This is a genomic window from Epibacterium sp. Ofav1-8 (assembly GCF_022348185.1).
Taxonomy (GTDB): Bacteria; Pseudomonadota; Alphaproteobacteria; order Rhodobacterales; family Rhodobacteraceae; genus Epibacterium.
Genome location: NZ_JAKRFD010000003.1, coordinates 287,751 through 312,596, shown reverse-complemented (window position 1 = coordinate 312,596; position 24,846 = coordinate 287,751). Strand labels below are relative to the sequence as shown.

General features: G+C 63.4%; 26 protein-coding genes and 1 other RNA gene. 10 read left to right on the top strand and 17 right to left on the bottom strand.

All coding sequences use genetic code 11. The features are described 5' to 3' along the window. Positions 1–158 precede the first annotated feature (158 nt). Positions 159–1,934 carry an SLC13 family permease gene (locus tag MHM97_RS06775; RefSeq protein ID WP_239321067.1) on the bottom strand — a complete coding sequence of 592 codons (1,776 nt, stop codon included), beginning with the start codon at positions 1,932–1,934 and terminating at the stop codon, positions 159–161. Here MHM97_RS06775 and MHM97_RS06770 point away from each other — a divergent pair. Both MHM97_RS06770 and MHM97_RS06765 read left to right on the top strand, forming a co-directional pair. Next, positions 1,928–2,767: an LEM-3-like GIY-YIG domain-containing protein gene (locus MHM97_RS06770; RefSeq protein ID WP_239321064.1), complete on the top strand. Its 840-nt coding sequence runs from the start codon at positions 1,928–1,930 to the stop codon at positions 2,765–2,767. The two genes, MHM97_RS06775 and MHM97_RS06770, sit on opposite strands and share 7 nt — an antisense overlap. A gap of 121 nt (positions 2,768–2,888) precedes the next feature. Then, on the top strand, positions 2,889–3,629 hold the full coding sequence (locus MHM97_RS06765; RefSeq protein WP_239321061.1) for a YebC/PmpR family DNA-binding transcriptional regulator: 741 nt from the start codon (positions 2,889–2,891) through the stop codon (positions 3,627–3,629). Positions 3,630–3,857: 228 nt separating this feature from the next. Here the strand turns inward: MHM97_RS06765 and MHM97_RS06760 are convergent, their stop codons facing one another. Beyond that, positions 3,858–4,709 carry a hypothetical protein gene (locus MHM97_RS06760; RefSeq protein ID WP_239321058.1) on the bottom strand — a complete coding sequence of 284 codons (852 nt, stop codon included), beginning with the start codon at positions 4,707–4,709 and terminating at the stop codon, positions 3,858–3,860. Positions 4,710–5,359: 650 nt separating this feature from the next. Between MHM97_RS06760 and MHM97_RS06755 the strand changes: the two genes are divergently transcribed. Next, positions 5,360–6,199, top strand: coding sequence for a 2OG-Fe(II) oxygenase (locus MHM97_RS06755; protein WP_239321055.1), 840 nt, complete (start codon positions 5,360–5,362; stop codon positions 6,197–6,199). 74 nt (positions 6,200–6,273) lie between these two features. Here the strand turns inward: MHM97_RS06755 and MHM97_RS06750 are convergent, their stop codons facing one another. Together MHM97_RS06750 and mgtE are read right to left on the bottom strand one after the other, a co-directional pair. After that, positions 6,274–6,861 (bottom strand): 5-formyltetrahydrofolate cyclo-ligase, encoded by a 588-nt coding sequence (locus MHM97_RS06750; RefSeq protein ID WP_239321052.1) that lies wholly within the window; start codon positions 6,859–6,861, stop codon positions 6,274–6,276. 20 nt (positions 6,862–6,881) lie between these two features. Continuing rightward, on the bottom strand, positions 6,882–8,270 hold the full coding sequence (mgtE, locus tag MHM97_RS06745; protein ID WP_239321049.1) for a magnesium transporter: 1,389 nt from the start codon (positions 8,268–8,270) through the stop codon (positions 6,882–6,884). A 137-nt stretch (positions 8,271–8,407) separates the two neighbouring features. Here mgtE and guaD point away from each other — a divergent pair, with 137 nt between their 5' ends. After that, entirely contained in the window at positions 8,408–9,697 is a 1,290-nt protein-coding gene (gene guaD, locus MHM97_RS06740) for a guanine deaminase (RefSeq protein WP_239321046.1), read from the top strand. Between the two features lie 59 nt (positions 9,698–9,756). Here guaD and MHM97_RS06735 read toward each other — a convergent pair whose 3' ends face one another. The 3 genes from MHM97_RS06735 to MHM97_RS06725 all read right to left on the bottom strand — a co-directional run bounded on the left by MHM97_RS06735 (position 9,757) and on the right by MHM97_RS06725 (position 12,612). Then, positions 9,757–11,097, bottom strand: coding sequence for an 8-oxoguanine deaminase (locus tag MHM97_RS06735; protein WP_239321043.1), 1,341 nt, complete (start codon positions 11,095–11,097; stop codon positions 9,757–9,759). 183 nt (positions 11,098–11,280) lie between these two features. After that, complete coding sequence (hisN, locus tag MHM97_RS06730) at positions 11,281–12,075, bottom strand: histidinol-phosphatase (protein WP_239321041.1); 795 nt, start codon at positions 12,073–12,075, stop codon at positions 11,281–11,283. Between the two features lie 165 nt (positions 12,076–12,240). Further along, on the bottom strand, positions 12,241–12,612 hold the full coding sequence (locus MHM97_RS06725) for a helix-turn-helix domain-containing protein (protein WP_239321038.1): 372 nt from the start codon (positions 12,610–12,612) through the stop codon (positions 12,241–12,243). Between the two features lie 352 nt (positions 12,613–12,964). Here MHM97_RS06725 and MHM97_RS06720 point away from each other — a divergent pair, with 352 nt between their 5' ends. Then, positions 12,965–13,939, top strand: a complete 975-nt coding sequence (locus tag MHM97_RS06720; RefSeq protein ID WP_239321035.1) for an NADPH:quinone oxidoreductase family protein — start codon at positions 12,965–12,967, stop codon at positions 13,937–13,939. On the opposite strand, the gene MHM97_RS06715 is transcribed toward MHM97_RS06720, so the two are convergent. Continuing rightward, on the bottom strand, positions 13,908–14,825 hold the full coding sequence (locus MHM97_RS06715; RefSeq protein ID WP_239321032.1) for a LysR family transcriptional regulator: 918 nt from the start codon (positions 14,823–14,825) through the stop codon (positions 13,908–13,910). The genes MHM97_RS06720 and MHM97_RS06715 overlap by 32 nt on opposite strands. Positions 14,826–14,951: 126 nt before the next feature. Here MHM97_RS06715 and MHM97_RS06710 point away from each other — a divergent pair, with 126 nt between their 5' ends. From MHM97_RS06710 to MHM97_RS06700, 3 genes are all read left to right on the top strand, one after another. Beyond that, positions 14,952–15,164, top strand: coding sequence for a DUF1127 domain-containing protein (locus MHM97_RS06710; RefSeq protein ID WP_239321029.1), 213 nt, complete (start codon positions 14,952–14,954; stop codon positions 15,162–15,164). 226 nt (positions 15,165–15,390) lie between these two features. Beyond that, positions 15,391–16,170 carry a Bax inhibitor-1/YccA family protein gene (locus MHM97_RS06705; RefSeq protein WP_239321026.1) on the top strand — a complete coding sequence of 260 codons (780 nt, stop codon included), beginning with the start codon at positions 15,391–15,393 and terminating at the stop codon, positions 16,168–16,170. A 104-nt stretch (positions 16,171–16,274) separates the two neighbouring features. Continuing rightward, positions 16,275–16,766, top strand: a complete 492-nt coding sequence (locus MHM97_RS06700; protein ID WP_239321023.1) for a GNAT family N-acetyltransferase — start codon at positions 16,275–16,277, stop codon at positions 16,764–16,766. Between the two features lie 71 nt (positions 16,767–16,837). Here MHM97_RS06700 and MHM97_RS22730 read toward each other — a convergent pair whose 3' ends face one another. The 9 genes from MHM97_RS22730 to MHM97_RS06660 all read right to left on the bottom strand — a co-directional run bounded on the left by MHM97_RS22730 (position 16,838) and on the right by MHM97_RS06660 (position 22,771). Then, on the bottom strand, positions 16,838–16,963 hold the full coding sequence (locus MHM97_RS22730) for a hypothetical protein (protein ID WP_255729524.1): 126 nt from the start codon (positions 16,961–16,963) through the stop codon (positions 16,838–16,840). A 105-nt stretch (positions 16,964–17,068) separates the two neighbouring features. Further along, positions 17,069–17,587, bottom strand: a complete 519-nt coding sequence (locus MHM97_RS06695) for a GNAT family N-acetyltransferase (RefSeq protein WP_239321020.1) — start codon at positions 17,585–17,587, stop codon at positions 17,069–17,071. Positions 17,588–17,733: 146 nt separating this feature from the next. Then, positions 17,734–17,901: a 50S ribosomal protein L33 gene (gene rpmG / locus MHM97_RS06690; protein ID WP_010441901.1), complete on the bottom strand. Its 168-nt coding sequence runs from the start codon at positions 17,899–17,901 to the stop codon at positions 17,734–17,736. Between the two features lie 180 nt (positions 17,902–18,081). After that, positions 18,082–18,509: RNase P RNA component class A (rnpB, locus tag MHM97_RS06685), an RNA gene on the bottom strand. Between the two features lie 114 nt (positions 18,510–18,623). Continuing rightward, complete coding sequence (locus MHM97_RS06680; protein WP_239321018.1) at positions 18,624–19,283, bottom strand: N-acetylmuramoyl-L-alanine amidase; 660 nt, start codon at positions 19,281–19,283, stop codon at positions 18,624–18,626. Between the two features lie 9 nt (positions 19,284–19,292). After that, entirely contained in the window at positions 19,293–20,051 is a 759-nt protein-coding gene (locus tag MHM97_RS06675; protein ID WP_239321015.1) for a hypothetical protein, read from the bottom strand. 40 nt (positions 20,052–20,091) lie between these two features. After that, positions 20,092–21,579, bottom strand: a complete 1,488-nt coding sequence (gene gatA / locus MHM97_RS06670; protein WP_239321012.1) for an Asp-tRNA(Asn)/Glu-tRNA(Gln) amidotransferase subunit GatA — start codon at positions 21,577–21,579, stop codon at positions 20,092–20,094. Between the two features lie 3 nt (positions 21,580–21,582). After that, positions 21,583–21,870 carry an Asp-tRNA(Asn)/Glu-tRNA(Gln) amidotransferase subunit GatC gene (gene gatC / locus MHM97_RS06665; protein WP_239321009.1) on the bottom strand — a complete coding sequence of 96 codons (288 nt, stop codon included), beginning with the start codon at positions 21,868–21,870 and terminating at the stop codon, positions 21,583–21,585. Positions 21,871–22,114: 244 nt separating this feature from the next. Next, complete coding sequence (locus MHM97_RS06660; RefSeq protein ID WP_239321006.1) at positions 22,115–22,771, bottom strand: ceramidase domain-containing protein; 657 nt, start codon at positions 22,769–22,771, stop codon at positions 22,115–22,117. A gap of 78 nt (positions 22,772–22,849) precedes the next feature. On the opposite strand from MHM97_RS06660, the gene MHM97_RS06655 reads away from it, so the two are divergent. Next, positions 22,850–23,542, top strand: coding sequence for a metal-dependent hydrolase (locus tag MHM97_RS06655; protein WP_239321003.1), 693 nt, complete (start codon positions 22,850–22,852; stop codon positions 23,540–23,542). After that, positions 23,542–24,711, top strand: a complete 1,170-nt coding sequence (locus MHM97_RS06650) for a M24 family metallopeptidase (protein ID WP_239321000.1) — start codon at positions 23,542–23,544, stop codon at positions 24,709–24,711. The genes MHM97_RS06655 and MHM97_RS06650 overlap by 1 nt, the downstream gene beginning before the upstream one ends. Positions 24,712–24,846: the final 135 nt, after the last annotated feature.

Below are 24,846 nucleotides of genomic sequence, written 5' to 3'. Positions count from 1 at the left end.
AGCTGCCGTGAGGGCACATCAGTCCGGGCGCAGTGAGCGAAAGCGGACAAGCGGGGTTTTGCGCGGCGGGGGCTTGAGGTGTTGCGCCGCACCTTCGTGCGTCGCGGGGGGGCGGGGGCCCCCCCCCTCCCTTATATAACTTCCTTGTGTGGCTTTGATCAGAGCGGCCAGAAAAACAGGATTGCGGGGATCGACACGGCGATCACGAGGATCTCGAGCGGCAGCCCCATGCGCCAATAGTCGCCAAACCGGTACCCCCCCGGCCCCAACACAAGCGTGTTGTTCTTATGCCCGATGGGGGTCAGAAACGCCGCCGAGGCCGCCACGGCCACGGCCATCAGAAACGGATCGGGCGAGACATCCAGCGCATTGGCCATGGAAATCCCCACCGGGGCCGCCACGATCGCCGTGGCCGTATTGTTGAGCACATCCGACAGCGTCATCGTCACCACCATCAGCACCGTCAGGATCGCCCATGCGGGCATCCCCGCCGTCAGATCCACCAGCCCATTGGCCAAGAGTTCGGTGCCGCCGGATTTCTCCAGCGCCTGTCCCAGCGGGATCATCGACCCCAAGAGAACCACCACCGGCCATTCCACGTGGTCATAGATCTCTGCCACCGGCAGGATTTTCAACAACACATAGCCGATCGCCACCAGCCCCAGTGCAATCGGCAAATAGAGGAAGCCCACCGAGGCCGCCAGAACCGCCGCCGCAAAGAGACCAATGGCCCACCATGTCTTGTCATTTGCCGTCACCGAAAGGCCGCGCGCCGCGAGCGGCAGACAGCCCAGCCAGTCTGCCACCTCTGCGCCGCGATCACGTGGGCACAGGATCAGCAGAATGTCACCGGCGGCCACTTCGGTCTGGCGCAGGTGCTTTTTCAGTCGCTCACCTTGCCGGGCAATCCCCAACAGAACCGCGCTTTGCCGCCACGCCAGCCCCACGGCCTGAGCACTGCGGCCGGCAATGCGGGAATGTTCCGGCACCACCACCTCAATCAACTCCAGCCCATCGCCTGCAGCCTTGAGCTTTTCTTCGCGCGCCGCATCCGAGAAATCGAGTTTCAGGGTGGTGCGGAACTCATCCAGCGCCTCGGGCGTGGCCTCCAGCACGATGGTATCGCCGGCCTGCAATAGCGCGCCCGAGGCGCGACCATAGCGGCGCTGGCCGCTTCGGATCAGTCCAAGAATGGCCACATCGGCTTTCTCGGCCTCGGTATCCAGACTGCCGAGCCGCTGGCCGATCAGCTCAGATTCTTCGGGCACTGTCAGTTCCGCCACATAGGGGGCGAGCTGGCTCTCGGTTGCGCCTGCCGCGCCAGAGCGGTCCGGGATCAGCCGCCAGCCCACCAGTGCCACAAAGGCCAGACCCGCCGCCGCCGCCGCAAGGCCGACGGGGGCAAAGTCAAACATCTTGAACGGCTCGCCCAATGTATCATGGCGGATCGTGGCGATGATGATGTTGGGCGGCGTGCCGATCAGCGTGGCCATACCGCCAAGGATGGTGGCAAAGGACAAGGGCATCAGGCTTTGCCCCGGCGCACGTCCCGCTTTGCGCGCGGTCTGAATATCCACCGGCATCAACAGCGCCAGCGCCGCCACATTATTCATAAACGCCGAAAGCACTGCACCCACGCTGCCCATCAGGGCAATATGCGCCCCAAGCGCCCGGCTTTGGTCCACCAGCGTGCGCGTGATCAGATGCACCGCACCGGATTTCACCAGCCCTGCTGAGACCACAAGCACCAGTGCCACCACCAATGTGGCCGGATGACCAAAGCCGGCAAAGGCGTCCTTGCTCTCCACCAACCCCAACACCACCGCCACCATCAGCGCGGCAAACGCCACCAGATCATAGCGAAACCTGCCCCAGAGCAGGAGGCCAAAAACGGCGGCGAAGAGGCTGAAAAGCAGGGTCTGGTCCAATGTCATTCGGGGCTCCGATCTTTGATCTTGCGCGCGTGAGTCAGGCTGAGCTATCTGCCTACAGGAGTGACCGCTATTTTGAGGAAAATCAATTGTCTAAGCAGGTTCCCTATTTCGAGAACGTACTCTTGGACCGGATCGGCCATTATGTGTACGCGCTGATCGACCCGTGCACCGACAAGATATTCTACATCGGAGAAGGCAAGGGAAATCGACTCTACAGTCATGTGATCGAGGAGCAGGTCCAGAAGGATGCGCAAAGTGAAAAGCTCGATATGATCGGCCAGATCAAGCGTGCGGGCAAGGACGTCGAATACCTGATCCTGCGCCACGGCCTGAACAAAGATGAAGCCCGGCTGATCGAGAGCGTGCTGATTGATGTGCTGCGCCACCGCAACCAGGATTTTGCAGCGGCTGGGCTCACCAATATTCAATCCGGGCACGGGGCGCGAAGCCGTGGGTTGATGACGGCGGATGAAATCCAGCGCCGCTATGTCAGCGAAGAGCTCAAATCACTTCCGGAACAGGCGGTGCTGATCAATATCAACCGGGAGTACACCCGCTTTGATGACTCCAAAGGGGTTCTCGAAGCAGTCAAAGGCAATTGGGTCATGGCCAAATGGCGCACCGAGCAGATCAAATATGTGCTGGCGGAGTTTCAGGGCTTTGTGATCGAGGTCTTTGAAGTGAAAGCCTGGCATCACCATCCAGAGATTGGGCGATACGGGCGGTATTCCTTCTCAGGACAGCCTGCGCCGGATGATGTGCGGAATAGGTACCTCAATCGCCGCGTGCCCAAGAAACGGGGGCAGGCCAACCCGATAAGATATACGCTCTGAGCAGCCTTGAACGGTTTATGGGGCGGAGAATGGGGCATGCAGCCAAAGCCCCGCCTTGAAAGCCTGTGCGCTCCGGGGCTATATGAGCGCCAGTTTCTGAAATCAAAACACAGGATGCACCATGGCAGGCCATTCCAAATGGGCAAACATCCAGCACCGTAAAGGTCGCCAGGATGCTGCGCGGTCCAAGCTCTTCTCCAAACTTTCTAAAGAAATCACCGTCGCCGCCAAGATGGGCGACCCGGACCCCGAGAAAAACCCGCGCCTGCGTCTTGCTGTCAAGGAAGCCAAGTCGAACTCGGTGCCCAAGGACGTGATTGATCGCGCCATCAAGAAGGCCACCGGCGGTGACGCGGAGAATTACGACGAGATCCGCTATGAGGGCTACGGCCCCAACGGTGTTGCGGTGATCGTCGAAACCATGACCGACAACAAGAACCGCACCGCCTCCACCGTGCGCTCGACGTTTTCCAAAAACGGCGGCAACCTTGGCGAGACGGGCTCCGTGGGGTTCATGTTCGAGCGCAAGGGCGAGGTCACCTACCCGGCTGAGGTGGGCGATGCCGACACCGTGATGATGGCCGCGATCGAGGCTGGTGCCGAAGATGTCGAAAGCTCCGAGGACGGTCATGTGATCTACTGCGCCGACACGGATCTGAACGAGGTCTCCACCGCGCTGGAGGGGGAGCTTGGCGAATCCGAGAGCACCAAGCTGATCTGGAAGCCAACCACCACCACCGAGCTGGACCTTGAAGGCATGCAGAAGCTGATGAAGCTGGTCGACGCGCTTGAAGATGACGATGACGTGCAACGCGTCACCACCAACTTTGAGGCCTCCGACGAGGTGATGGCGCAGCTCTGAGCCAGAGCGGTCTTAGGCTTGCAACGACGGCTCCGACCGGTTTGGTCGGGGCCGTTTTGCGTTCCGACACCGGCCTGCGAGAGCGGGGAACCTGATTTGCAAGCGCGGCATGAGGTGTTGCGCTGCGCCCTGCGCATCGCGCGGCCGCCGCCGGGCCCAACGCTTTCGGGGGTGGCTCCGCCACACCTGCAAAGGGGCGGGAGCCCCCCGCTCCGCGGTCGACCGACCCTATGGGCGCAATACCCCCGCCGCCCGCAAGTCCGCCGGGTCAGGATACCACATCCGGTCCGGCGGCATGTCAAAGATCCGCGCTGCAAACTCCGGCCGCATACCCTGTGCGATGAAATAGGCGCGATCCTTGTCCTGAGCGCCGAGGATGTCGTACCAGGGCAGATGCACGGCTTCGCCCAGACCATAACCGTGAAACCCCAATCGCGCGCCCGCCGGCAGGTCTCGTCTGACCCCCGCCATAAAGAGGAGGGTGCAGGCCGAGCTGCACTCCCCCACCGCCCGGGTCGCCAAGCCCGCCTCGGCAATCACCTGCGCGGCCCCGCGCGCCTCGTAGACGTGCCCCCCCGGACTGCTCAGGCGGATCTCACGCACATCCGGGGCCTGGGCCAGCGTCTGCGCCAGGCGCGCCTTGAGGCCAAAGGTTATTTCGCCCTCGAAGATGACGGTGCGACCATCCGGGTCCAGCGTGAGCAGGTACAGCGCCTCGCGAGCGCGGCGCATCTTTTCGTCGTAGCGCTCTTCTGCAGGCGGACGGTGGGCGATCAGTATCATGTCCCACCACAGCGTCGCGCTCGCCAGCAGCGCCAGCAGGCAGATCAGATAGCCGGCCCAGCTTGCGGCCATGGCGCCGGTATCGCGGATATGCGCCTCTGCCGCGCCATGGTAGCGCGCGATCTGCAACAGCAACAGGGCGGCATCGCCGGTGACCAGCAGATAGGCAAGCCAGCCAGGCAGATGCAGTGTCTGGTTCATCCCCCAGATCGCCAGCAGCACCGCCCCCCGCGGCAGCACCAGCTGCCAGATGCTCTCAGCGAAGGAACCGCGTGGGGGAACTGCAAACACCGACATGCTACCGCCCTCAGACAAGCGCAGGGGCGCATCGCGGCCGTGCTCCCCCAGACCACAGGAGCAGCGCCCGATGCGGCACGGGCCAGGCACGCCCGGTCGGGCCCGGCTCTGCGACCGGCAGGTAATCCGCCCGGCGTCGGGGGAATGGACCAGCACCTGCACTCACGATCTGCATGTGTTCTCCCTCCTGCGGGATTTGCGGTGGCCCTGCCTGAGGCGATCACGCGCCCCGGCCAGCCCCACCACCAGCGCCTCGCGCGCCCTGCCCCGTGATCGCAACATCGGGCACGGGTCTCGGTCAGGCTAGCACAGCCGCCTGCCCGGCGCATAGGCCGCACCAGCGCCAACCAGTGTCGCCCAGTGCCACTCGGGGCCACCCGGGGCCACCCGGATCAGCGGCGACGACCGGACCATTTGCGTGGAGCGCAAGAAAGAGTGACACGGGCCGGATTGTCGCCGCGCCGGAAACACCAAACCTGTCTATTTCGGCTATTTCGCCCTGCAACGCCGATGCCCCCTGCACAAACCACCAAAGTTTAATAAAATGTCATTCAGCTCGTCCTGCGGCGCATGTTGCCTGTCAACAGCCTGCCCCATGCCCCACGCAGGTCTCGCCCAGTCCTGTCGCCGTTATTTTCCAGAGAGTTACCATGACCACACCCGTTCTGAACCTCGACCCCGACACATTGCTGATGTCCAGCAAGGACGCCCGCGCGGCGGCCACGGCGCTGGCGCCGCAGTATCAGTCGCGCGCGCCGTTCCACTATGGCGGCTATGACAATTTCCTCAACCCGGAGATCCTGGAGCGCGTGCGCGAGGAGCTGAAACAGCTGCCCGAGGCGGAGAACAGCTATGACCGCCCGCAGGAGAGGCTGAAGACCTCCTATGTGCCGGAACGCCTGCCGATGTACACCCGGCAGCTGTTCTATGCGCTGAACTCGCGCCCGGTGCTGGCCTTCGTCGAGGAACTGACCGGCATCAAGGGTCTGATCCCCGACCCCTATTTCGCCGGCGGCGGCGTGCATGTGGTGGCAAATGGCGGCCATCTCGACATCCATGCGGATTTCAACCACCACGCCGGGCTGAACCTGGAGCGCCGGGTCAATATGCTGATCTACCTCAACAAGGACTGGCGCGAGGAATACGGTGGCTCCTTTGAGGTCTGGGACGAGAATATGTCCGGCAAACTTGCGAGTTACGTGCCGGAGTTCAACCGGATGTGCATGTTCTCCACCTCCTCCGAGAGCTGGCATGGCAACCCCGAGCCGGTGAACCATCCCGATGGCGAGCCGCGCATGTCGATCGCGCTTTATTACTACACCGCCACCTGGGACAGCACCCGCAAGAGCCACACCACGCTGTTCAAACCGCGCCCCGGCACCAAGGACCAGCGCGACCGTCAGGTGGCCCGCCGCGAGCTGCTGCAAGACCTGCTGCCGCCCGCGCTCCACCGCAAGCTGGCCTGGCGGCTGGAAAAGCTGGGGTTCTGAGCCACCAGAACAACGACGGGACAGCGGGGACACCGCCGGGCGCGCGCCCGGCGACGTGCCATGACGTCCCGCGGCTATCCGCGTTTGAAATCCAGCACCCGGCTTTCGGTCACGATCATGTCGAGCGGCTGGTCGGTGGGCTCCAGCGGCAGGCCTTCGGCCTCTTGCGCATCAAAGGCAAAGCCGATCGCCAGCGTGGCGCGGCGGCTGCGCAAACGTTCCAGCGTGCGGTCGTAAAAACCGCCGCCATAGCCCAGACGGTTGCCCGTCGCATCAAAGGCCACCAGCGGCACGATCAGGATTTCGGGGTCGAAATAATCGTCCACTTCCGGGACTTTGGCGCCAAAAGGTCCATCGCGCAGCGCACCCTCTGGTTGCCAGCGGCTGAACTCCAGCGGCAGGCCCGCGCCCTGAATGACCGGCACGCCCACGGGGCCATGCGCCGCGGCCTCGGCCATGACGGCCACCGGGTCGATCTCGGTGCGGATCGCCATGTATCCCGCCAGCGGCACGCCGCGATAGCCCGCAAGCACCTCGGCCAGATGGCCCGCCGCGCCGGGGCGTTGCGCCTCAAACGCGCCCTTGCGACGCACAAAAGCCGCCTTGCGCGCCGCGGCCTTGATCGCCGCCAACTCCTCTGCGTCGTGATCCGTCTCGCTCATGTCCTGCTCCTGCCGACCTGTTACAGCAGTATCGCACCCGCAAGGCCCAGGAAGGCGAAAAAGCCCACAACATCCGTCACCGTGGTCACAAATGCACCCGAGGCCAGCGCCGGGTCGACACCGATGCGGTCGAGAATAACCGGGATCACCGTGCCCGCGAGCCCCGCGACGACAAGGTTGATCACCATTGCGGCAGCGATCACCACGCCAAGCATCGGCGTGCCGAACCAGACCACCCCGATGACGCCCATCACCAGTGCAAAGATGGCGCCGTTGATCAGCCCCACCAGCACCTCGCGCCGGATCACCCGCCAGACGTTTGATCCGGTCAGGTCGCGGGTCGCCAGCGCGCGCACGGCCACCGTCAACGATTGCGTCCCGGCATTGCCGCCCATGGAGGCGACGATGGGCATGAGCACCGCCAGCGCCACAAACTGCGCGATCGTTGCCTCGAACTGCGCAATCACCAGTGAGGCAAAGATCGCGGTGACCAGATTGACCGCAAGCCAGGGAAAGCGTTGCTTGGTGGTCTCGGACACATTGTCCGAGAGGCTGCCCTCGCCGACACCGGCCAGACGCAGGATGTCTTCCTCGTGTTCCTCGTCCAGCACCGCCATCGCATCGTCGATGGTGATAGCGCCGACCAGCCGCCCGTCCTCGTCCACCACCGGCGCGGAGATCAGGTGATACTGGTTGAAGGCATAGGCCACGTCTTCTTCGTCCTGCGCCGCCGGGATGACCTGAAAGGTCTCCTCCAGGATCTCGATCAGGGGTTTGGTGCGGCGCGAACTCATCAGCCGGCCCAGGGTCACCTGCCCGACAGGATGCATGCGCGGGTCCACGATCACCACGTGATAGAACTGCTCGGGCAGTTCTTCTGCCTCGCGCATATGGTCGATGGCCTGCCCCACGGTCCAGTGTTCGGGCGCGGTCACCACCTCGCGCTGCATCAATCGCCCGGCAGAGTTTTCCGGATAGGCCAGCGATTGTTCGATCGCCACCCGGTCGCTGTCTTCGAGCGCGCCGAGGATGGCCACCTGCTGCGGCTCTTCCAGATCTTCGAGCAGGTCGACCACATCGTCGCTGTCGAGGTCGCGCACCGCATCGGCCAGAACCTGCGGGTTCAGGGCGGCAATGACCTCCTCGCGGATGGATTCATCCAATTCCGACAGGATGTCGCCGTCGAACTCCTGGTCGTAGAGCCGGATCAGCCGGCCCCGGTCAAAGGCGTTGATCTGTTCCAGAAGGTCGGCGATGTCGGCCGGGTGCAGCGGCTCCATCAGCTCGACCAGCGCCTCCCGGTCATCCCGATCCAGGGCAAAGAGGATCTGCGCGACCCGCTTGCGATCCAGCTCGTAGGCGTCTTCGCCCGTGACCTCTGCGTCGGGGGTGATCTCGCCAGTCGTCATCCGCAGCCCTCCGGTTTTTCCGACTTCCTGTCTAAAGGATTCCCGCGGGGGAAAACAACGGTGCGTCAGCAATTTACCCCTGCGCCACCGCGGCCTATCCTGTGTCTGCGTGATTTGACAACAGGTGTGATGCGGCGATGGAACAAGATCTGATAGTGCTGGGCCGGGTGCTCTCTTTTTCGGCGTCGCCCTTTGATGCGGCCGGGCCGGAGGCGGCGATCGACCAATACGAGGCCATCGCCCTGCGCGGCGGCAAGATCGTGGCGCTCGGCACCAAGGCGGCATTGGTCAAGGCGCTGCCGGAGGCGCAGATCATCGACCATGGCGACAAGCTGATCGTGCCGGGGTTTGTCGATGCCCATGTGCATTATCCGCAGACCGCGATCATCGCCAGCTGGGGCAAGCGGCTGATCGACTGGCTCAATACCTACACCTTCCCCGAGGAAATGCGGTTTGGCGATGCGGGCTATGCGGCAGAGATCGCGGCGCGCTATCTGGATCTGACCACCGCCTGCGGCACCACAACGGTGGCGAGCTACTGCACCATCCATCCCGAAAGCGTCGATGCGCTGTTTCAGGCGGCGCAGGCGCGCGGGCAGCGGGTGGTTGCGGGCAAGACCTGCATGGACCGCAACGCCCCCGAGGGCCTGCGGGATACACCGCAGAGCGCCCATGACGACAGCGCCGCGCTGATCCAGCGCTGGCACGGTGTCGACCGGATCACCTACGCCATCACGCCGCGGTTTTCGCCCACCTCGACGCCGGAACAGCTCGACGCGCTCGGCGCGCTTTGGGCCGCGCACCCCACCTGCCTGATGCAAACCCATCTGAGCGAGCAACTCGACGAGATTGAATGGGTGCGCAGCCTGTACCCCGAGGCGCGCGACTATCTCGACACTTACGAACAATTTGGCCTACTCGGCGAAGGCGCTCTCTTTGGCCACGCCATCCATCTGGAACCGCGCGAACGCGACCGCCTGCGCGAGGCGCGTGCAAGCCTCATTCATTGCCCCACCTCCAACACCTTCATCGGCTCCGGCCTTTTTGACATGCAGGGGCTGATACAGGAGGGGCAACGCATTGGCCTCGCGACCGACACCGGCGGCGGATCGAGCTTTTCGATGCTGCGCACCATGGCCGCCGCCTATGAGGTCGCCCAGCTGCGCGGCACGCCTTTGCATGCGGCGCAACTGCTGTGGCTGGCGACCCAGGGCTCTGCCACGGCGCTCGGACTTCAGGACAAGGTTGGTAATCTCGCGGTGGGTATGGAGGCCGATCTGGTGGTGCTCGATCTTGCCTCAACCCCAGCCATTGCCCAGCGCGCCAATCGCGCGAATGACATCTGGGAAGCGCTGTTCCCGACGCTGATGATGGGCGATGATCGCGCCATATCCGAGGTGCGCATCAACGGTCGCAAGGCGCACTGACAGCATCCGGGCGCGGCGCCCGCCAGCGCCGCCCCCTTCACGGGTTGCGACCGGATCGCCTAGTCGCCGTTCGCCAGAGCGCGGGTCATCGCGCCATGCCGTTGGATCACCGCCGACATGTCGAGCGTGGTAACCTGGCCCTGCGCCACCACCCGACGCCCCTCGACGAACAGGTCGCGCACTTGGCGCGGTCCCGCCAGAACCAACGCCGCCGGATCCCAGCTGCCGCTGGAGGCAAGGCCGGAGACGTCCCAGACCGCCAAATCTGCGCGTTTGCCGACCGCAATACGACCGCAATCGGGCCGACCCAACACATCCGCACCACCGCGGGTGGCGATCTCCAGTGCCTCATAGGCGGACATGGCATCCGCGCCATTGGCGACCCGCTGCAGCAACATCGCCTGTCGCGCCTCGTCCCAAAGGTTGGCCATGTCGTTGCTGGCAGAGCCATCGACCCCCAGCCCCACCTTGACGCCCGCATCCCGCATCTGACGCACCGGCGCGATACCGCTGCCAAGGCGGCAGTTGGAACACGGACAATGAGCCACGCCGGTGCGGGTTTTGGCAAAGAGATCAATCTCCTGCCCGTCCAGTTTCACGCAATGCGCGTGCCAGACATCATCGCCGGTCCAGCCCAGTTCCTCGGCGTATTGACCGGGGCGGCAGCCAAATTTCGCCTCGCTATAGGCGATGTCCTCGTCATTCTCCGCCAGATGGGTGTGCAGCATCACGCCCTTTTCGCGCGCCAACACCGCCGCGTCGCGCATCAACTCCCGGCTGACCGAGAATGGCGAACAGGGCGCCAGCCCCACCCGGCACATGGAGCCTTCGCCGGGATCGTGGAACGCATCCACCACCCGGATCATATCCTCAAGGATGTCGGCTTCGCGCTCCACAAGGGCATCGGGCGGCAGGCCGCCGTCGCTTTCGCCGATGCTCATTGCGCCCCGGGTGGGATGAAACCGCAGCCCCACCTCGGCCGCGGCATGAATGGTGTCGTCCAGCCGTCCACCGTTGGGAAAGAGATAGAGATGATCAGAGGTCAGGCTGCATCCCGACAGCGCCAGCTCCGCCAGACCAAGCTGGGTGGAGATCTGCAAATGCTCCGGCCTCATGCGCGACCAGATCGGATAGAGGGTCTGCAACCACCCAAACAGCAGCGCATCCTGCCCGCCCGGCACGGCGCGGGTGAGGTTCTGATAGAGGTGGTGATGGGTGTTGACGAGCCCCGGCGTCACCACGGTGCCGCTGGCGTCCACGGTTGTCTCCGCCCCTTGCAGGTCGTGCCCGATCTCGACGATCACGCCGTCCCGCACCCGGATGTCGGCCGATTTCAACACCCGCCGGTCATCATCCATGGTCAGCAGGGTTTCGGCGTTCTTGAGTAGAAAATCAGTCATGGCTTCACGCTCCAAAATCTGCCCGTTTCATAAGGTGGAGGTGAAGAGACGCCGACGGAATACGGGCAAAGGACTCGGCGCGGGTCCATTGCTATCCCAGCGCCCGCATCCGGGGCAAGCCGGACAATCGGAAAAACTGTTTATCCGCTTGCCATCAAGTGTCCCGGGCGGGCGCGGCTGCGATCAGGATTCCTGCAGGTGTGCCAGTGCCGCCGCGTGAATCTCCGGGTTTGCGGCGGCAAGCGCGCGGCCGCCGTCATGGGCCGGGCCGCCCTCCCAATTGGTGACGATGCCACCTGCGGCCTCGATCACGGCGATGGGGGCTTGGATGTCATAGGCGTTCAATCCGGCCTCGATCACCAGATCCACCGTCCCCGCCGCCAGCAGCGCATAGGCGTAGCAATCCATCCCGTAGCGGGTCAGCTTGACGTGGCGCGCGACACGTTCGAACCCGGCGCGATCCGCGGCGGTGCCGACCTCCGGAAAGGTGGTGAACAGGATTGCCTCATCCAGGGTCTCTGTCCTGCGGGTCGCCAGCGGCCGCTTGCCATGGGGGCCGACCACCTGAGCATGCCCCCGGCAGCCCTCGAACCGCTCACCGATATAGGGCTGATCCATGACGCCGAGCATCGGACCATTTGCATCCGACAGCGCGATCAGCACCCCCCATGTGGGCGTGCCGCTGATGAAACCGCGCGTGCCGTCGATCGGGTCGAGCACCCAGGTCCGCCCGCTTGTCCCAGCGGTGGGCGCAAGTTCCTCGCCCAGAATACTGTCTTCGGGGCGCATCTCCGCCAGCACGGCGCGCATCGCCTCTTCGGCGGCGCGGTCGGCGACCGTCACCGGATCAAAGCCTGCTTCGAGCTTGTTGTCCGCCGTGGTGGCCGTATTGCGGAAATGCGGCAGGATCGCCGCGCGTGCCGCATCGGCGAGGCGGCGCGCAACGTCCAGATCGGACAAGGTCGCGGAAGTGGTCATGCAAACGGGCTCCGGTCATTGCAGGGGCTGGTTTCAATCGCGTGCCATGGCAGGTCAGGGCAATCAAGCCCAAAGCCGCCGTCAACGCATCGCCCTGCACATCCCACATGACAAAAGGCCGCCCAGAGAGCGGCCTTTCAGATTACATCGACGTCAGCCTGGCTCTCAGGCGACGTCACTCAGCACGCGCGCCAGTTCGAACAGGCGGCGGCGCTGGTTCTCCGGAATGGCGTAGTAGGACCGCACCAGATCGAGGGCTTCCTTGTCGCCCATCAGATCCGCGGGCACGCGCGCCTTTTCGGCCACGGCCTTGTCCTCGTCCTGCAACCCTTCGAAGAAAAAGCTGACATTCACGTCGAGGGCATCGGAAATATCCCACAGCCGCGAAGCACTGACGCGGTTTGCACCGGTTTCGTACTTCTGGATCTGCTGAAACTTGATGCCAACCTTTTCCGCCAATTGCTGTTGCGTCATTCCGATCAACCAGCGGCGATGACGAATGCGTTTCCCCACATGTGTATCGACGGGATGTGCCATTTTGTTATTCTCCCAGTTACGGCATTCCAGAAGCCTGCCACGTTACATTACGACCATTTCCGGAACCACGTACCGATGGCGCATCAATTCGTCATCGGAGTTCATTTGTTTCGGGTCAGAAGTTCAGTATTGTGGAAAGTGTACGCCCTTCTTGGTTGAATTCAAGTAAAGCAGCACGCGCGCAACGGGCTCGCCCCTCAAACATATGATTTAATGCATCAAAAATTAGCGCGAAATACGGTAAGACGACGGCGAATGGCGTCTCCCCATAAATGGTGAGCCGTTTTTTGCCGGTTTACGAAGCAGCGTTTTGACCGAATCAATCAAGAGCGAATCAGTAAGGAAAAGAGGCATGCTATCCTTTCGTATAGGAAAACACGAGACCCCCGGCCAGCTGCAACAGGTCGAAATACCGGATCCTGAACAGGGGGAAATTCAGATTGAAATTCACGCCTGCGCCCTGAACTTTGCTGATCTCCTGATGACCGAGGGACGCTATCAGGACACGCCGCCGCTGCCCTTTACGCCGGGGCTGGAATGCGCCGGAATCATTACAAAACTCGGATCTGATATTTCGAATTTCGAAATCGGGGATCGCGTGGCGGTGTTTTGTGGCCAGGACGGGCTGGCCGAATACGGGGTCTTTGACGCGGCCCAGGCGGTTCACCTTCCGGATGCGGTCAGCTTTGACGATGCCGCCGCATCGCTGATCGCCTACGGCACCAGCCTGCTGGCGCTTCAGCACCAGGCGCGTCTGAAGGCCGGGGAAACCCTGCTGGTTACCGGGGCGGCTGGCGGCGTGGGGCTGACCGCGGTCGAGATCGGCAAGCGCCTTGGCGCGACCGTGATTGCTCAGGCCCGGGGCGCGGACAAACTGGCGGTGGCCAAGGCTGCCGGCGCAGATCACCTGATCGACGCCACAGACGACCTGCGGCAACGGGTCAAGGACCTGGGCGGGGCGGATGTGGTCTATGACGCGGTGGGCGGCGACACCTGGACGGCGGCGTTTCGGGCCACCAATCCGGGCGGGCGTCTGATTCCGATCGGGTTTGCCGGCGGCGAGGTGCCACAGATCCCGGCCAATCATCTGCTGGTCAAGAACCTGACCGTGATCGGCTTTTACCTCGGCGGACTGGTGAAGCTGCGCCCCGAGGTGGGGCAGGATACGTTCAGCACACTGATGACCTGGCTGGCGGAGGGGCAGATCACCCCGCACATCAGCCATCGGCTGCCGTTGAGCGAAACCGCGCGGGGGCTGGAGTTGATCCGAACCCGCGCGGCCACCGGCAAGGTGGTCATACAACCCCGAGCTGCGCACCCGGGCTAACCATATCGGTGCCAACGGCACGCAGGCCCGGCTGCGACAGGCCGGAGAACCCCTGACGGATCAGACCGGCCAGGTGCTCGACATATTGGGCGCGCGCCCGGTCCGATCCATAGAGGTTGATGTGCTGGACCGGCAATGTGGGCAGGCTGCCGCCGTGGTCGATCACCTGCTGGTGCGCGGGCTGGGTGCCCTCCAGCAGCACGCCCACCGCCAGATCCGCACTGACGGTGGCCTCGACCGTGCGGTCGGACTCGCTGTCCACCGCCATTTCCCACGGGATGCCCGCATCATCGAGCGCCGCCGTCGCCAGGCTGCGGAAGATACAATTGCGGCAGAAGCCGATGCGCAGCGGTCGCTGACGCCAGGTTTGACCGCTCAATGCCCCGATCCAGCGCAACGGCATCTGGTGGATGGTCTCCCCCCCCGCGCCCGCAGAACTCTCGGTGGTGACAATCAGGTCAAACCGCCCCTGATCGAAGTCCATCTTCAGATCGCGCGTGTTGGAGGTGCAGAGATTCACCTTCACCCGCGGGAACTGCACATTAAAGCGCTGCATCACCATCGGGATCACCGGATGCACCACATCGTGCGGCACCCCCAGCGTCACCTCACCCTCAAAGGCCTGATCGGTCAGGCGGGTGATGATCTCGTCATTGAGGCTCAGCATCTTGCGCGCAAACCCCAAGAGCTGCTCGCCGGCCGCGGTCAGGCCGATATTGCGCCCCGTGCGATCCAGCAGCTCCACGCCCAGCATCTCTTCGAGACGCTTGAGCTGCATCGACACCGCCGATTGCGTCAGATGCAGGAAAGATGCCGCGCGCGTGACACCGCCGGTGTCGGCGACCGCCACGAACGAGCGCAGCGTGGTGACGTCCAGATTTCTCATTATCACACTCCTTGATGGACACCTTCAAAATCATTCGTTTTGAGAATGGCACATTCTTCCCATATAGATCAATACCAGTGATGCAACAACGACAACTCATCACAAAACAATCTATGGAGATCCGTCATGGCAAATAGTCTGTCCCAACACACCTGCCTGCCCCAGCGCCGGGCGTCCGTATTCTCGAGGCTGGGCGCGGCCCTGGCCCTGCGCCGGCAACGTCACAACCTGGCGCAACTCAGCGATGCGCAGCTCAAGGATATCGGCATTGATCGCACGCAGGCCGATGCCGAAGCCCGGCGCAGCATGTGGGATGCCCCGGAACACTGGATGCGCTGAGCCCACCCACATGACCCAATACACACGTACAACAGCCGCCGGAACCGGCCCAACCGACACCCCCTGACCGGTTCCGGCAAAAAATATATAATTGTGGCTTCGCTTTTGCCCTGATCCTGCCCGGAAACCCTTGAACCGGCGGGCACAAATGCCAATATTCAGGGCAACAGGCAGATCCGCGTCGCGGGTGTGCTCTGAGGGAGAATCTAGACGGAGACCATGATACATGGCACAGTTTGACAGCATTCGATCTGCTGCCGGTGCGCGCAGCGCCGAGATCGACGCCGGGCTTCGCGCCCATATGAACAAGGTCTACGGCACCATGTCCGTGGGCACACTCATCACATTCCTCGCCGCCTGGGCGATCGCGGGCCTCTCGGTCACCTCCGATCCGTCTGCGGCCGTCGCGCAGCTGAGCAGCGATACCTACCTGACCAACTTCGGCTACGCGATCTATGGTTCACCGCTGAGGTGGGTGATCATGTTCGCCCCGCTGGCCTTTGTCTTCTTCGGCTTTGGCGCTGCGGTGAAGCGCCTCTCCGCCGCTGGCGTGCAGCTGGTGTTCTACGCTTTTGCCGCGCTGATGGGCCTGTCGATCTCTTCGATCTTCGTGGTGTTCACCGGCGAGAGCATCGCGCAGGTGTTCCTGATCACCTCCATCGCCTTTGCGGGTCTGTCGCTGGTGGGCTACACCACCAAGAAAGACCTGTCCGGCATGGGTTCGTTCCTGATCATGGGCGTGATCGGCCTGATCGTGGCCTCGGTGGTGAACATTTTCCTGGCCTCCTCCGCGATGGCCTTTGCGATTTCCGTACTGGGCGTGCTGATCTTTGCAGGTCTGACCGCCTATGACACCCAGCGCATCAAGAACGACTACCTTGAGATGGTCCACGCTGGCGATCAGGACTGGCTGGCGAAATCGGCGATCATGGGCGCGTTGAGCCTCTATCTGGACTTCATCAACATGTTCATGTTCTTGCTCCAGCTGCTTGGGAACCGCGAATAACCGCACACTCCCAACTGACAGACAGCCGGGGCGGATCAGATCGATCCGCCCCTTTTCTTTTTCAGATCCGTGATTTGATTTCGACACGAGCCAAGGATTGACCGATGAAGATTGAACCCATTGGCCCCGACCGGGCCGCATCTCTGGTGCCCCTGTTGCAGGATCTGCACGCGCTGCATGTCGCGCATCAGCCTGAACGCCACACCGCGCAGCCCTCAACCGACCATCTGTGCACCTGGCTTGAGGACTGGCTGGCACAGCCCGGCATACACGCCCTTGCGGCGGTCAGCCCGCAGGACGCCATCATGGGCTATCTGATCTATGAATTGGAGGATCGCCCTGCCCTGCCCGTGCGCCCGGCAGAGCGGCGCGCAATGGTGCACCACATCACGGTCGCACCGGCCTTGCGCCGGATCGGTGTTGGCAAGGCCTTGATGACGCGCATGAAGCATGACGCTCTTGAGAAAGGGGCCGATGTGATCGGTGTCACCTATGCGCCCTTCAACGTGGCCTCAGCGGCCCTGATGCGCCATTTCGGGCTGGAGCCGGTGATCACCATGGCCGAGTGGCGGGCGGAGCCCCACACCCGCGGCTGAGCCGGGCGGGCCTGCAGCTCCGAAGGTCGCGCCTGGCCACCCTGGTAGCGCCCCCTCGGATGCGCAGGATCTCAGAGCGGCACGACCGTGATCCGGGCCGGAGCCTCCAGATACATCACCGTATCCCGCTCTCCCGTGACCGCCGCCGCAGCCGGCAACAACACCACCAGTAGCGATAATCCAAACAGCTTGCGCATGACACTTACCCCTAAACGTCTCTCACACCACAGCCCCGGTTTGATGTTGAAATATGGCAAGACTGTGCACTGCGGGGGACCGCGTGACGCCATTCCCGGCGGATTTTAGAAAACTCCACGGGATCGCCAGCATCCGTCAGAAAGCGTCTGATGCATCACCACCACCGGAAAACCAAGCCCCGGCGCCAGCTCCATCTCGGTGCGGCCCTGTTCCACGAACCCAAGAGCCCGGTAGAATGGCACCGCCGGCAGAGTCGCATGACAGACCACATCCCGGACCGCAGCCGCGCGGGCAGAGGCAAGCGCGTGCGCCAGTACCGCCCGCCCCACGCCGCGACGCACGCTGTCATGGGCTGTCGCCACGTGACGGATATGGCCATGACCTGGCCGGGACGGATCCGCAGTCCACCCACCGGCACCCAGGATACGGTCATCACGTTTGCAAATCGCCAGAAAATACGTCCCGCTTTGCAACAGTTCTGGCTTGGCCCGGATCAGCTTGGGCAGCGCAGCCGCTAGCACCGGCGACGGATAAGCCCCCTGCAGGAGCCTTGGGTAACTGTCCGCCAACAGGCGCTCCACCGCGGCGTGATCATCCGGTGTGGCCGCTCTGATCCGAAACATGGCTTGCCCCATTTTCTGCGGAGGCGCGAAACCATTGGCCGATGGTGCGCGAGGCGGCCAGATAGCTGCCCCCTTCAAAGCAAAAGGGCCGCTGCAGATGCGCGACCCTTTTCAAATCAAGAGATCCTGATGGGACCCCGAAAGGCTTACTTGATTTTGCCTTCTTTGTACTCGACGTGCTTGCGCGCGACCGGGTCGTATTTACGAATGGTCATTTTCTCGGTCATGGTGCGCGCGTTTTTCTTGGTCACGTAGAAGTGGCCCGTGCCCGCGGTCGAGTTCAGGCGGATTTTGATGGTCGTCGGCTTCGCCATTGTGCTTCTCCTGCGTCCGAAAAGGCAGGGGGCCTCTCGGGTCTAATTCCTATATGAGCGTGCGCTTTTACCTTTGTGGTGGCGAGTGTCAATAGGATTCGCCCGGCTAAATTGCAGCTCTCGCTAAAATCGCGCCTCCGAAGGGACTTGCGATGATCCCGCCTGCCCGGCGAGGGTGTTTTGCGCAGAGAGCCTGTAAGCCGGATCTTGTTCCCCCTGCCCCGAGAGGCAGGGTTTGATGACCATTCTTCTGGGACGCCCGTTGCCGGACGCCTCTAGCTGCCAACCCGGCCTCTCTCGGGTGAAACATCCCTAGCGGCGGTCTCGGTTGCCCGACCCGGCCCGCGCGGAGGCCCTATTTGGCATTGCTCCCGGTGGGGCTTGCCGTGCCACCCCTGTTGCCAGCGGTGCGGTGGGCTCTTACCCCACCGTTTCATCCTTACCCCGTCGCATCCTTTGGCGAACCTCCAGAGCGGCGAGGCGGTCTCATTTCTGTGGCGCTTTCCGTCAGGTTGCCCTGCCCGGGCGTTACCCGGCACCGTTGTTTCAGGGAGTCCGGACTTTCCTCGCGGGGGCGTGTGCCCCAACGCGGCCATCCGGCTCTCTGCGCGCGGCCTGCCTACGCCGGCGGGGGCGTTGCGTCAAGGTGGCACGGGTGGGAGGGGCGTTGCCCCTCTGCGCGGATGCGCATTCACCCCAGGATATTTGTGAGAAGGTGAAAATCAGTCCAGAAGCGGGATGAGGTCGTCGCGGCACAGCGCCCCCTCCCCCCAGGGCCGATAGCGCAGACGCACGGCCTCCAGAAGCGTGGCATCGTCAACCTCGGCGGTGAACCCGCAGGCCTGAGCCGCCTTGCGCAAGGTGTGCGGTGTGGCGGCGGTGGCGGCATGTGACCGGCTGGCGGGCCGCGCACATCCGAGGGTCGCAAGCCGCTGCCAGTCGAAGCGCGGCCCCGGGTCCCATTTGCGCCCCGGGGCAAGGTCTGAATGGCCAATCACCCCTTCGGGCGCGATCTCCCAGCGCGTCATGATCTGCGGCAGCAGCGCCTCCAGCGTCCGCATTTGCGGTTCGGAAAACGGGTGATCGCCGCGATTGTCCAGCTCAACCCCGATCGAGCGCGAATTGATGTCCTGCTGGCCCGCCCATTCGCCTGCGCCCGCGTGCCAGGCGCGCTGGTCTTCCGCGACCAGCTGCCAGAGCCTGCCATCGCCACCGATCAGGTAATGGGCGGAGACCTCATATGCCGGATCACATAGCCGCGTGAGCGCCGCATCGGCGCTCTGCATGGCAGTGTAATGCAGCACGATCAGATGCGGTCGCAGACCATCGCGCCGGGGCCCGAAATTTGGGCTCGGATGCCAGATTGGGGCCAGCGCAGCCATGTCGGGGGATCAGTTGCCCTGTGCACGCACAGCCGCGCGGAAGGGCGCCGGATCCCAGCCGCAGGCGTAGCCATCCCCATCCGGGTCCAGCGCCTTGCGGTCGCGTTTTGGCCCGCCCATCTCCAGGAAAGCTGCCTGTGCCAGATCGGCGGAGGCATATTGCGCGCAATTGCGCTGCGAGCGCGCCTGCATGTTGATGCCGGTGCGGCTGTAGATCCGCTGGCCGCGCGGGTTCGAGGTGGACAATGCGTAGCGCACGATATTTGGCGACAGATCGCGCGGACGCTCCGGCACCGCGGTGGGGGCCACCACCTCGTATTGGGCGCGCTGGCGGGCGATGCGCTCCGCATCGCTTTCGATGGTTTGCCGGGCCGCCACCGCCTCAAAACTGTTCTCGTCCGAAATCCCGGGATTGCCGACAAGCGACGGCGCCGGATTGGAGGGGCTCGCGTCCAGCGGAGCCTGGCCGGAGTTCTGCCCCGCAGCGGAAATCGCGGCCGCCGCCTCGCGGGCGATGTCATCGTTGGAGGCCGCCGCGCCCGATGGGCGCGGCTGTTGCCAATTGGCGTTATTGGCTGATGTTTCGTCGGACAGGCGTGCCGGTGGCACCAGCGGATCACCATTCAGCGTGCGCCCCGCCTCCACTTCGGGCGGCGCGTTAAAGGGGCTGGTCTCGTCCCCGACCCCGGCGGCGCTGTCGGGTACCTGCGGGCTACAGGCCGCGAGTGCAATCGCACTCACCGCCGCTAGGGTTGCCAGTACTCGCATGGGTGTCACCTGTCTGCTCTGTCTGTCGTTGCCGCCTGTCTTACCACCACTGCGCGGGCTTGGCCACAAAGCCAGCGGATTGCTCCAGCGCATAGGCGGTATTCAGAAGGTCCCCTTCTTCCCACGGCCGTCCGATCAGTTGCAGCCCCAGCGGCAGACCTTGGGTGTCAACACCGGTTGGTACCGAAATCCCCGGCAGCCCGGCAAGGTTCACGGTGACGGTGAAGACGTCGTTCAGGTACATCTTAACCGGATCTTCGTCATTCATCTCGCCAAGACCAAAGGCCGCGGAGGGCGTCGCCGGGGTCAGGATTGCGTCCACACCTGCGGCAAAAGCGTCCTCGAAGTCCTTCTTGATAAGGGTGCGGACCTTGCGGGCGCGGTTGTAATAGGCGTCATAGAACCCCGCCGACAGCACATAGGTTCCGACCATCACGCGGCGTTGCACCTCGTGGCCAAAGCCTTCGGCGCGGGTTTTCTCGTACATCTCGGTGATGCCGTCCCCCTGCGCGAGCGTCGCGCGGTGGCCGTAGCGCACGCCGTCGTAACGCGCGAGGTTCGAAGAGGCCTCGGCCGGGGCAATCACGTAATATGCGGGCAGCGCGTATTTTGTGTGCGGCAGCGAGATGTCTACGATCTCGGCGCCCGCAGCCTTGAGCATCGCCGCGCCCTCATCCCAGAGCTTGGCAATCTCGGCGGGCATGCCGTCCATGCGGTATTCGCGCGGGATGCCGATTTTCTTGCCTTTGATGTCGCCGGTCAGCATCGCCTCAAAATTGGGGACCGCGAGGTCCGCAGAGGTCGAATCCTTGGCGTCATGGCCGCACATGGCCTCCAGCATGATGGCGGCATCGCGTACGTTTTTGGTCATCGGCCCGGCCTGATCCAGCGAGGAAGCAAAGGCCACGATGCCCCAGCGCGAGCAGCGCCCATAGGTGGGTTTGATGCCGACGGTGCCAGTAAAGGCCGCAGGCTGGCGGATCGACCCACCGGTGTCGGTGCCGGTTGCCGCAAGGCACAAGTCTGCCGCCACAGCCGCTGCAGAGCCACCCGAAGACCCACCGGGGGTCAGCGGGGTCTCGTCCGCGCCGCGCCGCCATGGGCTGATGGCATTGCCATAGGCAGAGGTCTCGTTCGAGGAGCCCATGGCAAATTCGTCCATGTTCAGCTTGCCGAGCATGACCGCGCCTGCGTCCTGCAGTTTCTGCGAGACGGTGGATTCATATTCAGGCTTGAACCCCTTGAGGATGTTCGACGCCGCCTGGCTGTCGATACCCTTGGTGCAGAACAGATCCTTCATGCCGATGGGCAGGCCGCACATGGCGGGCGCATCGCCCTCGGCAAGACGCGCGTCCGCCGCCTTGGCACGTTCCAGCGCGATCTCGGGGGTTTTATGCACAAACGCGTTGAGCGCCTCTGCGCCGTCGATGGCCTTGAGGCAGGCCTCGGTGAGTTCCACAGAGGTGGTGTCACCCTTGCGCAGCAGATCGCGGGCCTCTGCAAGGCCCAGTTTGTTCAGGTCAGACATGTCTTACTCCACAACCTTGGGCACAGCAAAGAAGCCTTCGCGAGCATCCGGGGCATTGGCCAGCACCTTTTCCTGCTGGTTGCCGTCGGTGACCATATCCTCGCGGCGCTTGAGGCGCTGCGGGGTGACGGAGGTCATCGGCTCGACGCCCTCGACATCCACTTCATTCAGTTGCTCGATGAACCCGAGGATCGTGTTGAACTCCTCTGCCAGCGCAGGCAGAGCGTCCTCTTCGACCTTGATCCGGGCCAGTTTGGCCACTTTCGCGGCTGTGCTTTGGTCAATCGACATCAATAACCCTCATCTCGTCTTGTCCACGCGTTTACCGCTCGCGCTTGCGCGCCGCAAGCCTGCCTTGGGAATTCTCCGCCCGCGCGGTCCAAATCCCAGCGCCGACTGAGGTGTTTCGCATCGGGCTGTGCCCGATGCGACCCGCGCGCGGACAGCTATGCTGTCCGCGCGCGCTCGGCCCAACGGATCGCAAGGCCCCACAGGGGCATGAGAGCGGGCGGGAGCGCTGCCCCTGCGTCTGTGCTCAGGCCTGTGCGCGCTGGTGGCGGAGATAGACCTCGATCATCCAGCCGAGCATCGCCGCATTCAGCAGATGCCAGAAGAAATGTGTGCCGGACGGGAAAGCGCCGCAGACCGGCAGATCCGTCGTTCGAAACACCAGGGACAAGATCAACAGTCCAGCTCCGACAAGGAACCCGCGTGATACCGCAGGCAAGCGCCGGCGCAGCGCGATGCCGTAAATCAGGATCAGCAGCGGCACCGGCGCGTAGCCTGCGGATCCTCCGATCCAGCTTACCTGCGCAAAGACGCTGCCCGTCATGGCCGCATAGGGAAGAAACATCGCCGTCGCGCCGAACGCCCAGACAGGCCGCAAGCGCAGCACATCCCGGTGCACGGCAAACAGATAGGTCAGTATGAACAGGGCGATCGGCAGCACATCCGCAAGCGCGGCCCACGCCTGCGCAACGGTGTGAAACAGTCCGCTGCCGATCCCGATCGCCGCCATCAGCAGGCAGAGCACCCGCGCCATGACCCGCCCTTGTCCTGCACCTCCGGCGCGCTGCCACATGATCCCCGCAACGATCACAAAGGCCAGGTTGGTCACCGCATTCAGCGGCTCCGCCCAGAGGCCGGGGCCAAGGCGCTCACAATAGGCGTCAATCTCTTGCGTCAGATCCATGGATTTTTCCTGATCCCCTGATAGGGTCGCGATAAAGACACTCCAAACACCTCATATATAGACTGCGGGGAAACGCTCATGAAACTGATCTGGCTTGGTCATGGCGGCTTTCGTCTGGAAACGGGCGAGACCACCCTCCTCATCGACCCCTGGCTCACCGGCAATCCGATGCTGGAAGAAAGCCAGCACACCGCCGCCACCGAAGGGGCCACCCATATCCTGCTGACCCATGCGCATTTCGACCATGTGGCGGATGTACTCGGCCTTGCCAAGCACCTATCGATTCCGATCATCGGCCAATATGACCTGATGGGCTATTGGGGTGAAACCGAGGGCGTGGAAACCGTGGGCTTCAACAAGGGCGGCACGGTTGATGTGGGCGAGACCCGCGTGTCGATGGTGCCCGCGTCGCATTCCAACACGTTTTCCACCCGCGACGGGCTGCGCACCGCCGGCAGCGAAGTGGGCTATATGATCCAAGCCGAGGGACAGACGATCTATGTCTCGGGGGACACCGACATCATGGCTGACATGGACTGGATGGGCGACTACTACAGGCCCGACATCGGCATCCTGTCGGCTGGTGGTCATTTCACCATGGACATGAAGGCCGCCGCCTATGCCGCAAAGCGCTATTTTGCCTTCAAAACGGTCATTCCCTGCCACTATCGCACATTTCCATTGCTGGAACAGAGCGCACAGGACTTGATTGACGGGCTTCCCGGCGTCAACGTCATCGAGCCACAGGTAATGAAAGACATCGAGTTCTAATGCCCGCCAACGATTTTACCACCACCGAATACGCCCGCAGACTGGAAAAGACCCGCCGCGCCATGGCAGCAAAGGGCCTTAAAACACTGGTGATCTGCGATCCCTCCAACATGGCATGGCTCACCGGCTACGACGGCTGGAGCTTTTATGTCCCGCAGGCGGTGATTCTGCATGAGAACGGCATGCCGATGTGGTGGGGCCGCACCCAGGACAAGCCCGGCGCCGCGCTGACCACCTGGCTGGAGGCCGATCATCTCTTTGACTGGCCCGAAGAACACGTCCAGCATCCCGATCATCACCCGTTTGACTCGCTGGTGGATCTGCTGCGCGAATATGGCTGGACCGAAGCCATCGGCGTTGAAATGGACAACTACTATTACTCCGCCCGCAGCCATGAGATTCTGGAGACCGCCTTTGGCCGCGATGCCTTTGCGGATGCCACCGGCCTTGTGAACTGGCAACGCGCGGTCAAAAGCGAACAGGAACTGCAGTTGATGCAGGCGGCAGGCAAGCTCTCGGCGCATATGCACGGGGTGCTGCGGGCCGAGTTCAACGAAGGCATTGCCAAGAACGCGCTGGTGGCTCGGGTGCAGGCCGCCGGCATCGAGGGTCTGCCGCTTCTGGCCGGGGATTATCCGGCAATCTCCCCCATCGCACCCTCGGGCATTGAGGCCTCCGCCTCGCATATCACCTGGAATGACCGCCCGCTGGCCCCCGGCGAGGCAACCTATTTCGAGATCTCGGGCTGCGTGCGCCGCTATCATTGCCCGATCAGCCGCACGCTGTTCCTCGGCAGCCCGCCCGAGGACATCCGCCGCGGAGAAAAGGCAATCCTGCAAGCGATCGAAGACACGTTTGCGGTCGCCAAGCCCGGCGTCACCTGCGAAGAGGTCGCCGCCTGCGTCTATGAGAGCTTTGGCCGCGCGGGCTACATCAAGGGCAACCGCACCGGCTATCCGGTCGGCCTCAGCTACCCTCCGGATTGGGGCGAGCGCACGATGTCGCTGCGTCCAGGCGATACCACCAAGCTCGAAGAAAACATGACGTTCCACCTGATGCCGGGTCTGTGGACCCCGGACTGGGGCATGGCGATCACCGAGACATTTGTGGTGACCCCGAACGGCGGCGAAGCTCTGGTCGATGTGCCGCGCGAAATCGTGGTGAAGTAACCCTGCCCCTCAACCGGTCGGCTTCACTGGCAGGCGGGTGACCTCCCGCCCGTCAGCGCGGTTTATAAAAAACCACGCTTCCCGTTGGGCCAAGCGCCGCGCGCCCGAAGGGCGCGCGGCGCGGGTCGCTTTGGG

Excerpts from the sequence above, each read along its gene's own strand:
- MHM97_RS06770 (WP_239321064.1), top strand. The coding sequence starts at position 1,928 with ATGTCATTCGGGGCTCCGATCTTTGATCTTGCGCGCGTGAGTCAGGCT.
- MHM97_RS06775 (WP_239321067.1), bottom strand. The coding sequence starts at position 1,934 with ATGACATTGGACCAGACCCTGCTTTTCAGCCTCTTCGCCGCCGTTTTT.
- MHM97_RS06765 (WP_239321061.1), top strand. The coding sequence starts at position 2,889 with ATGGCAGGCCATTCCAAATGGGCAAACATCCAGCACCGTAAAGGTCGC.
- MHM97_RS06760 (WP_239321058.1), bottom strand. The coding sequence starts at position 4,709 with ATGTCGGTGTTTGCAGTTCCCCCACGCGGTTCCTTCGCTGAGAGCATC.
- MHM97_RS06755 (WP_239321055.1), top strand. The coding sequence starts at position 5,360 with ATGACCACACCCGTTCTGAACCTCGACCCCGACACATTGCTGATGTCC.
- MHM97_RS06750 (WP_239321052.1), bottom strand. The coding sequence starts at position 6,861 with ATGAGCGAGACGGATCACGACGCAGAGGAGTTGGCGGCGATCAAGGCC.
- mgtE (WP_239321049.1), bottom strand. The coding sequence starts at position 8,270 with ATGACGACTGGCGAGATCACCCCCGACGCAGAGGTCACGGGCGAAGAC.
- guaD (WP_239321046.1), top strand. The coding sequence starts at position 8,408 with ATGGAACAAGATCTGATAGTGCTGGGCCGGGTGCTCTCTTTTTCGGCG.
- MHM97_RS06735 (WP_239321043.1), bottom strand. The coding sequence starts at position 11,097 with ATGACTGATTTTCTACTCAAGAACGCCGAAACCCTGCTGACCATGGAT.
- hisN (WP_239321041.1), bottom strand. The coding sequence starts at position 12,075 with ATGACCACTTCCGCGACCTTGTCCGATCTGGACGTTGCGCGCCGCCTC.
- MHM97_RS06725 (WP_239321038.1), bottom strand. The coding sequence starts at position 12,612 with ATGGCACATCCCGTCGATACACATGTGGGGAAACGCATTCGTCATCGC.
- MHM97_RS06720 (WP_239321035.1), top strand. The coding sequence starts at position 12,965 with ATGCTATCCTTTCGTATAGGAAAACACGAGACCCCCGGCCAGCTGCAA.
- MHM97_RS06715 (WP_239321032.1), bottom strand. The coding sequence starts at position 14,825 with ATGAGAAATCTGGACGTCACCACGCTGCGCTCGTTCGTGGCGGTCGCC.
- MHM97_RS06710 (WP_239321029.1), top strand. The coding sequence starts at position 14,952 with ATGGCAAATAGTCTGTCCCAACACACCTGCCTGCCCCAGCGCCGGGCG.
- MHM97_RS06705 (WP_239321026.1), top strand. The coding sequence starts at position 15,391 with ATGGCACAGTTTGACAGCATTCGATCTGCTGCCGGTGCGCGCAGCGCC.
- MHM97_RS06700 (WP_239321023.1), top strand. The coding sequence starts at position 16,275 with ATGAAGATTGAACCCATTGGCCCCGACCGGGCCGCATCTCTGGTGCCC.
- MHM97_RS22730 (WP_255729524.1), bottom strand. The coding sequence starts at position 16,963 with ATGCGCAAGCTGTTTGGATTATCGCTACTGGTGGTGTTGTTGCCGGCT.
- MHM97_RS06695 (WP_239321020.1), bottom strand. The coding sequence starts at position 17,587 with ATGTTTCGGATCAGAGCGGCCACACCGGATGATCACGCCGCGGTGGAG.
- rpmG (WP_010441901.1), bottom strand. The coding sequence starts at position 17,901 with ATGGCGAAGCCGACGACCATCAAAATCCGCCTGAACTCGACCGCGGGC.
- MHM97_RS06680 (WP_239321018.1), bottom strand. The coding sequence starts at position 19,283 with ATGGCTGCGCTGGCCCCAATCTGGCATCCGAGCCCAAATTTCGGGCCC.
- MHM97_RS06675 (WP_239321015.1), bottom strand. The coding sequence starts at position 20,051 with ATGCGAGTACTGGCAACCCTAGCGGCGGTGAGTGCGATTGCACTCGCG.
- gatA (WP_239321012.1), bottom strand. The coding sequence starts at position 21,579 with ATGTCTGACCTGAACAAACTGGGCCTTGCAGAGGCCCGCGATCTGCTG.
- gatC (WP_239321009.1), bottom strand. The coding sequence starts at position 21,870 with ATGTCGATTGACCAAAGCACAGCCGCGAAAGTGGCCAAACTGGCCCGG.
- MHM97_RS06660 (WP_239321006.1), bottom strand. The coding sequence starts at position 22,771 with ATGGATCTGACGCAAGAGATTGACGCCTATTGTGAGCGCCTTGGCCCC.
- MHM97_RS06655 (WP_239321003.1), top strand. The coding sequence starts at position 22,850 with ATGAAACTGATCTGGCTTGGTCATGGCGGCTTTCGTCTGGAAACGGGC.
- MHM97_RS06650 (WP_239321000.1), top strand. The coding sequence starts at position 23,542 with ATGCCCGCCAACGATTTTACCACCACCGAATACGCCCGCAGACTGGAA.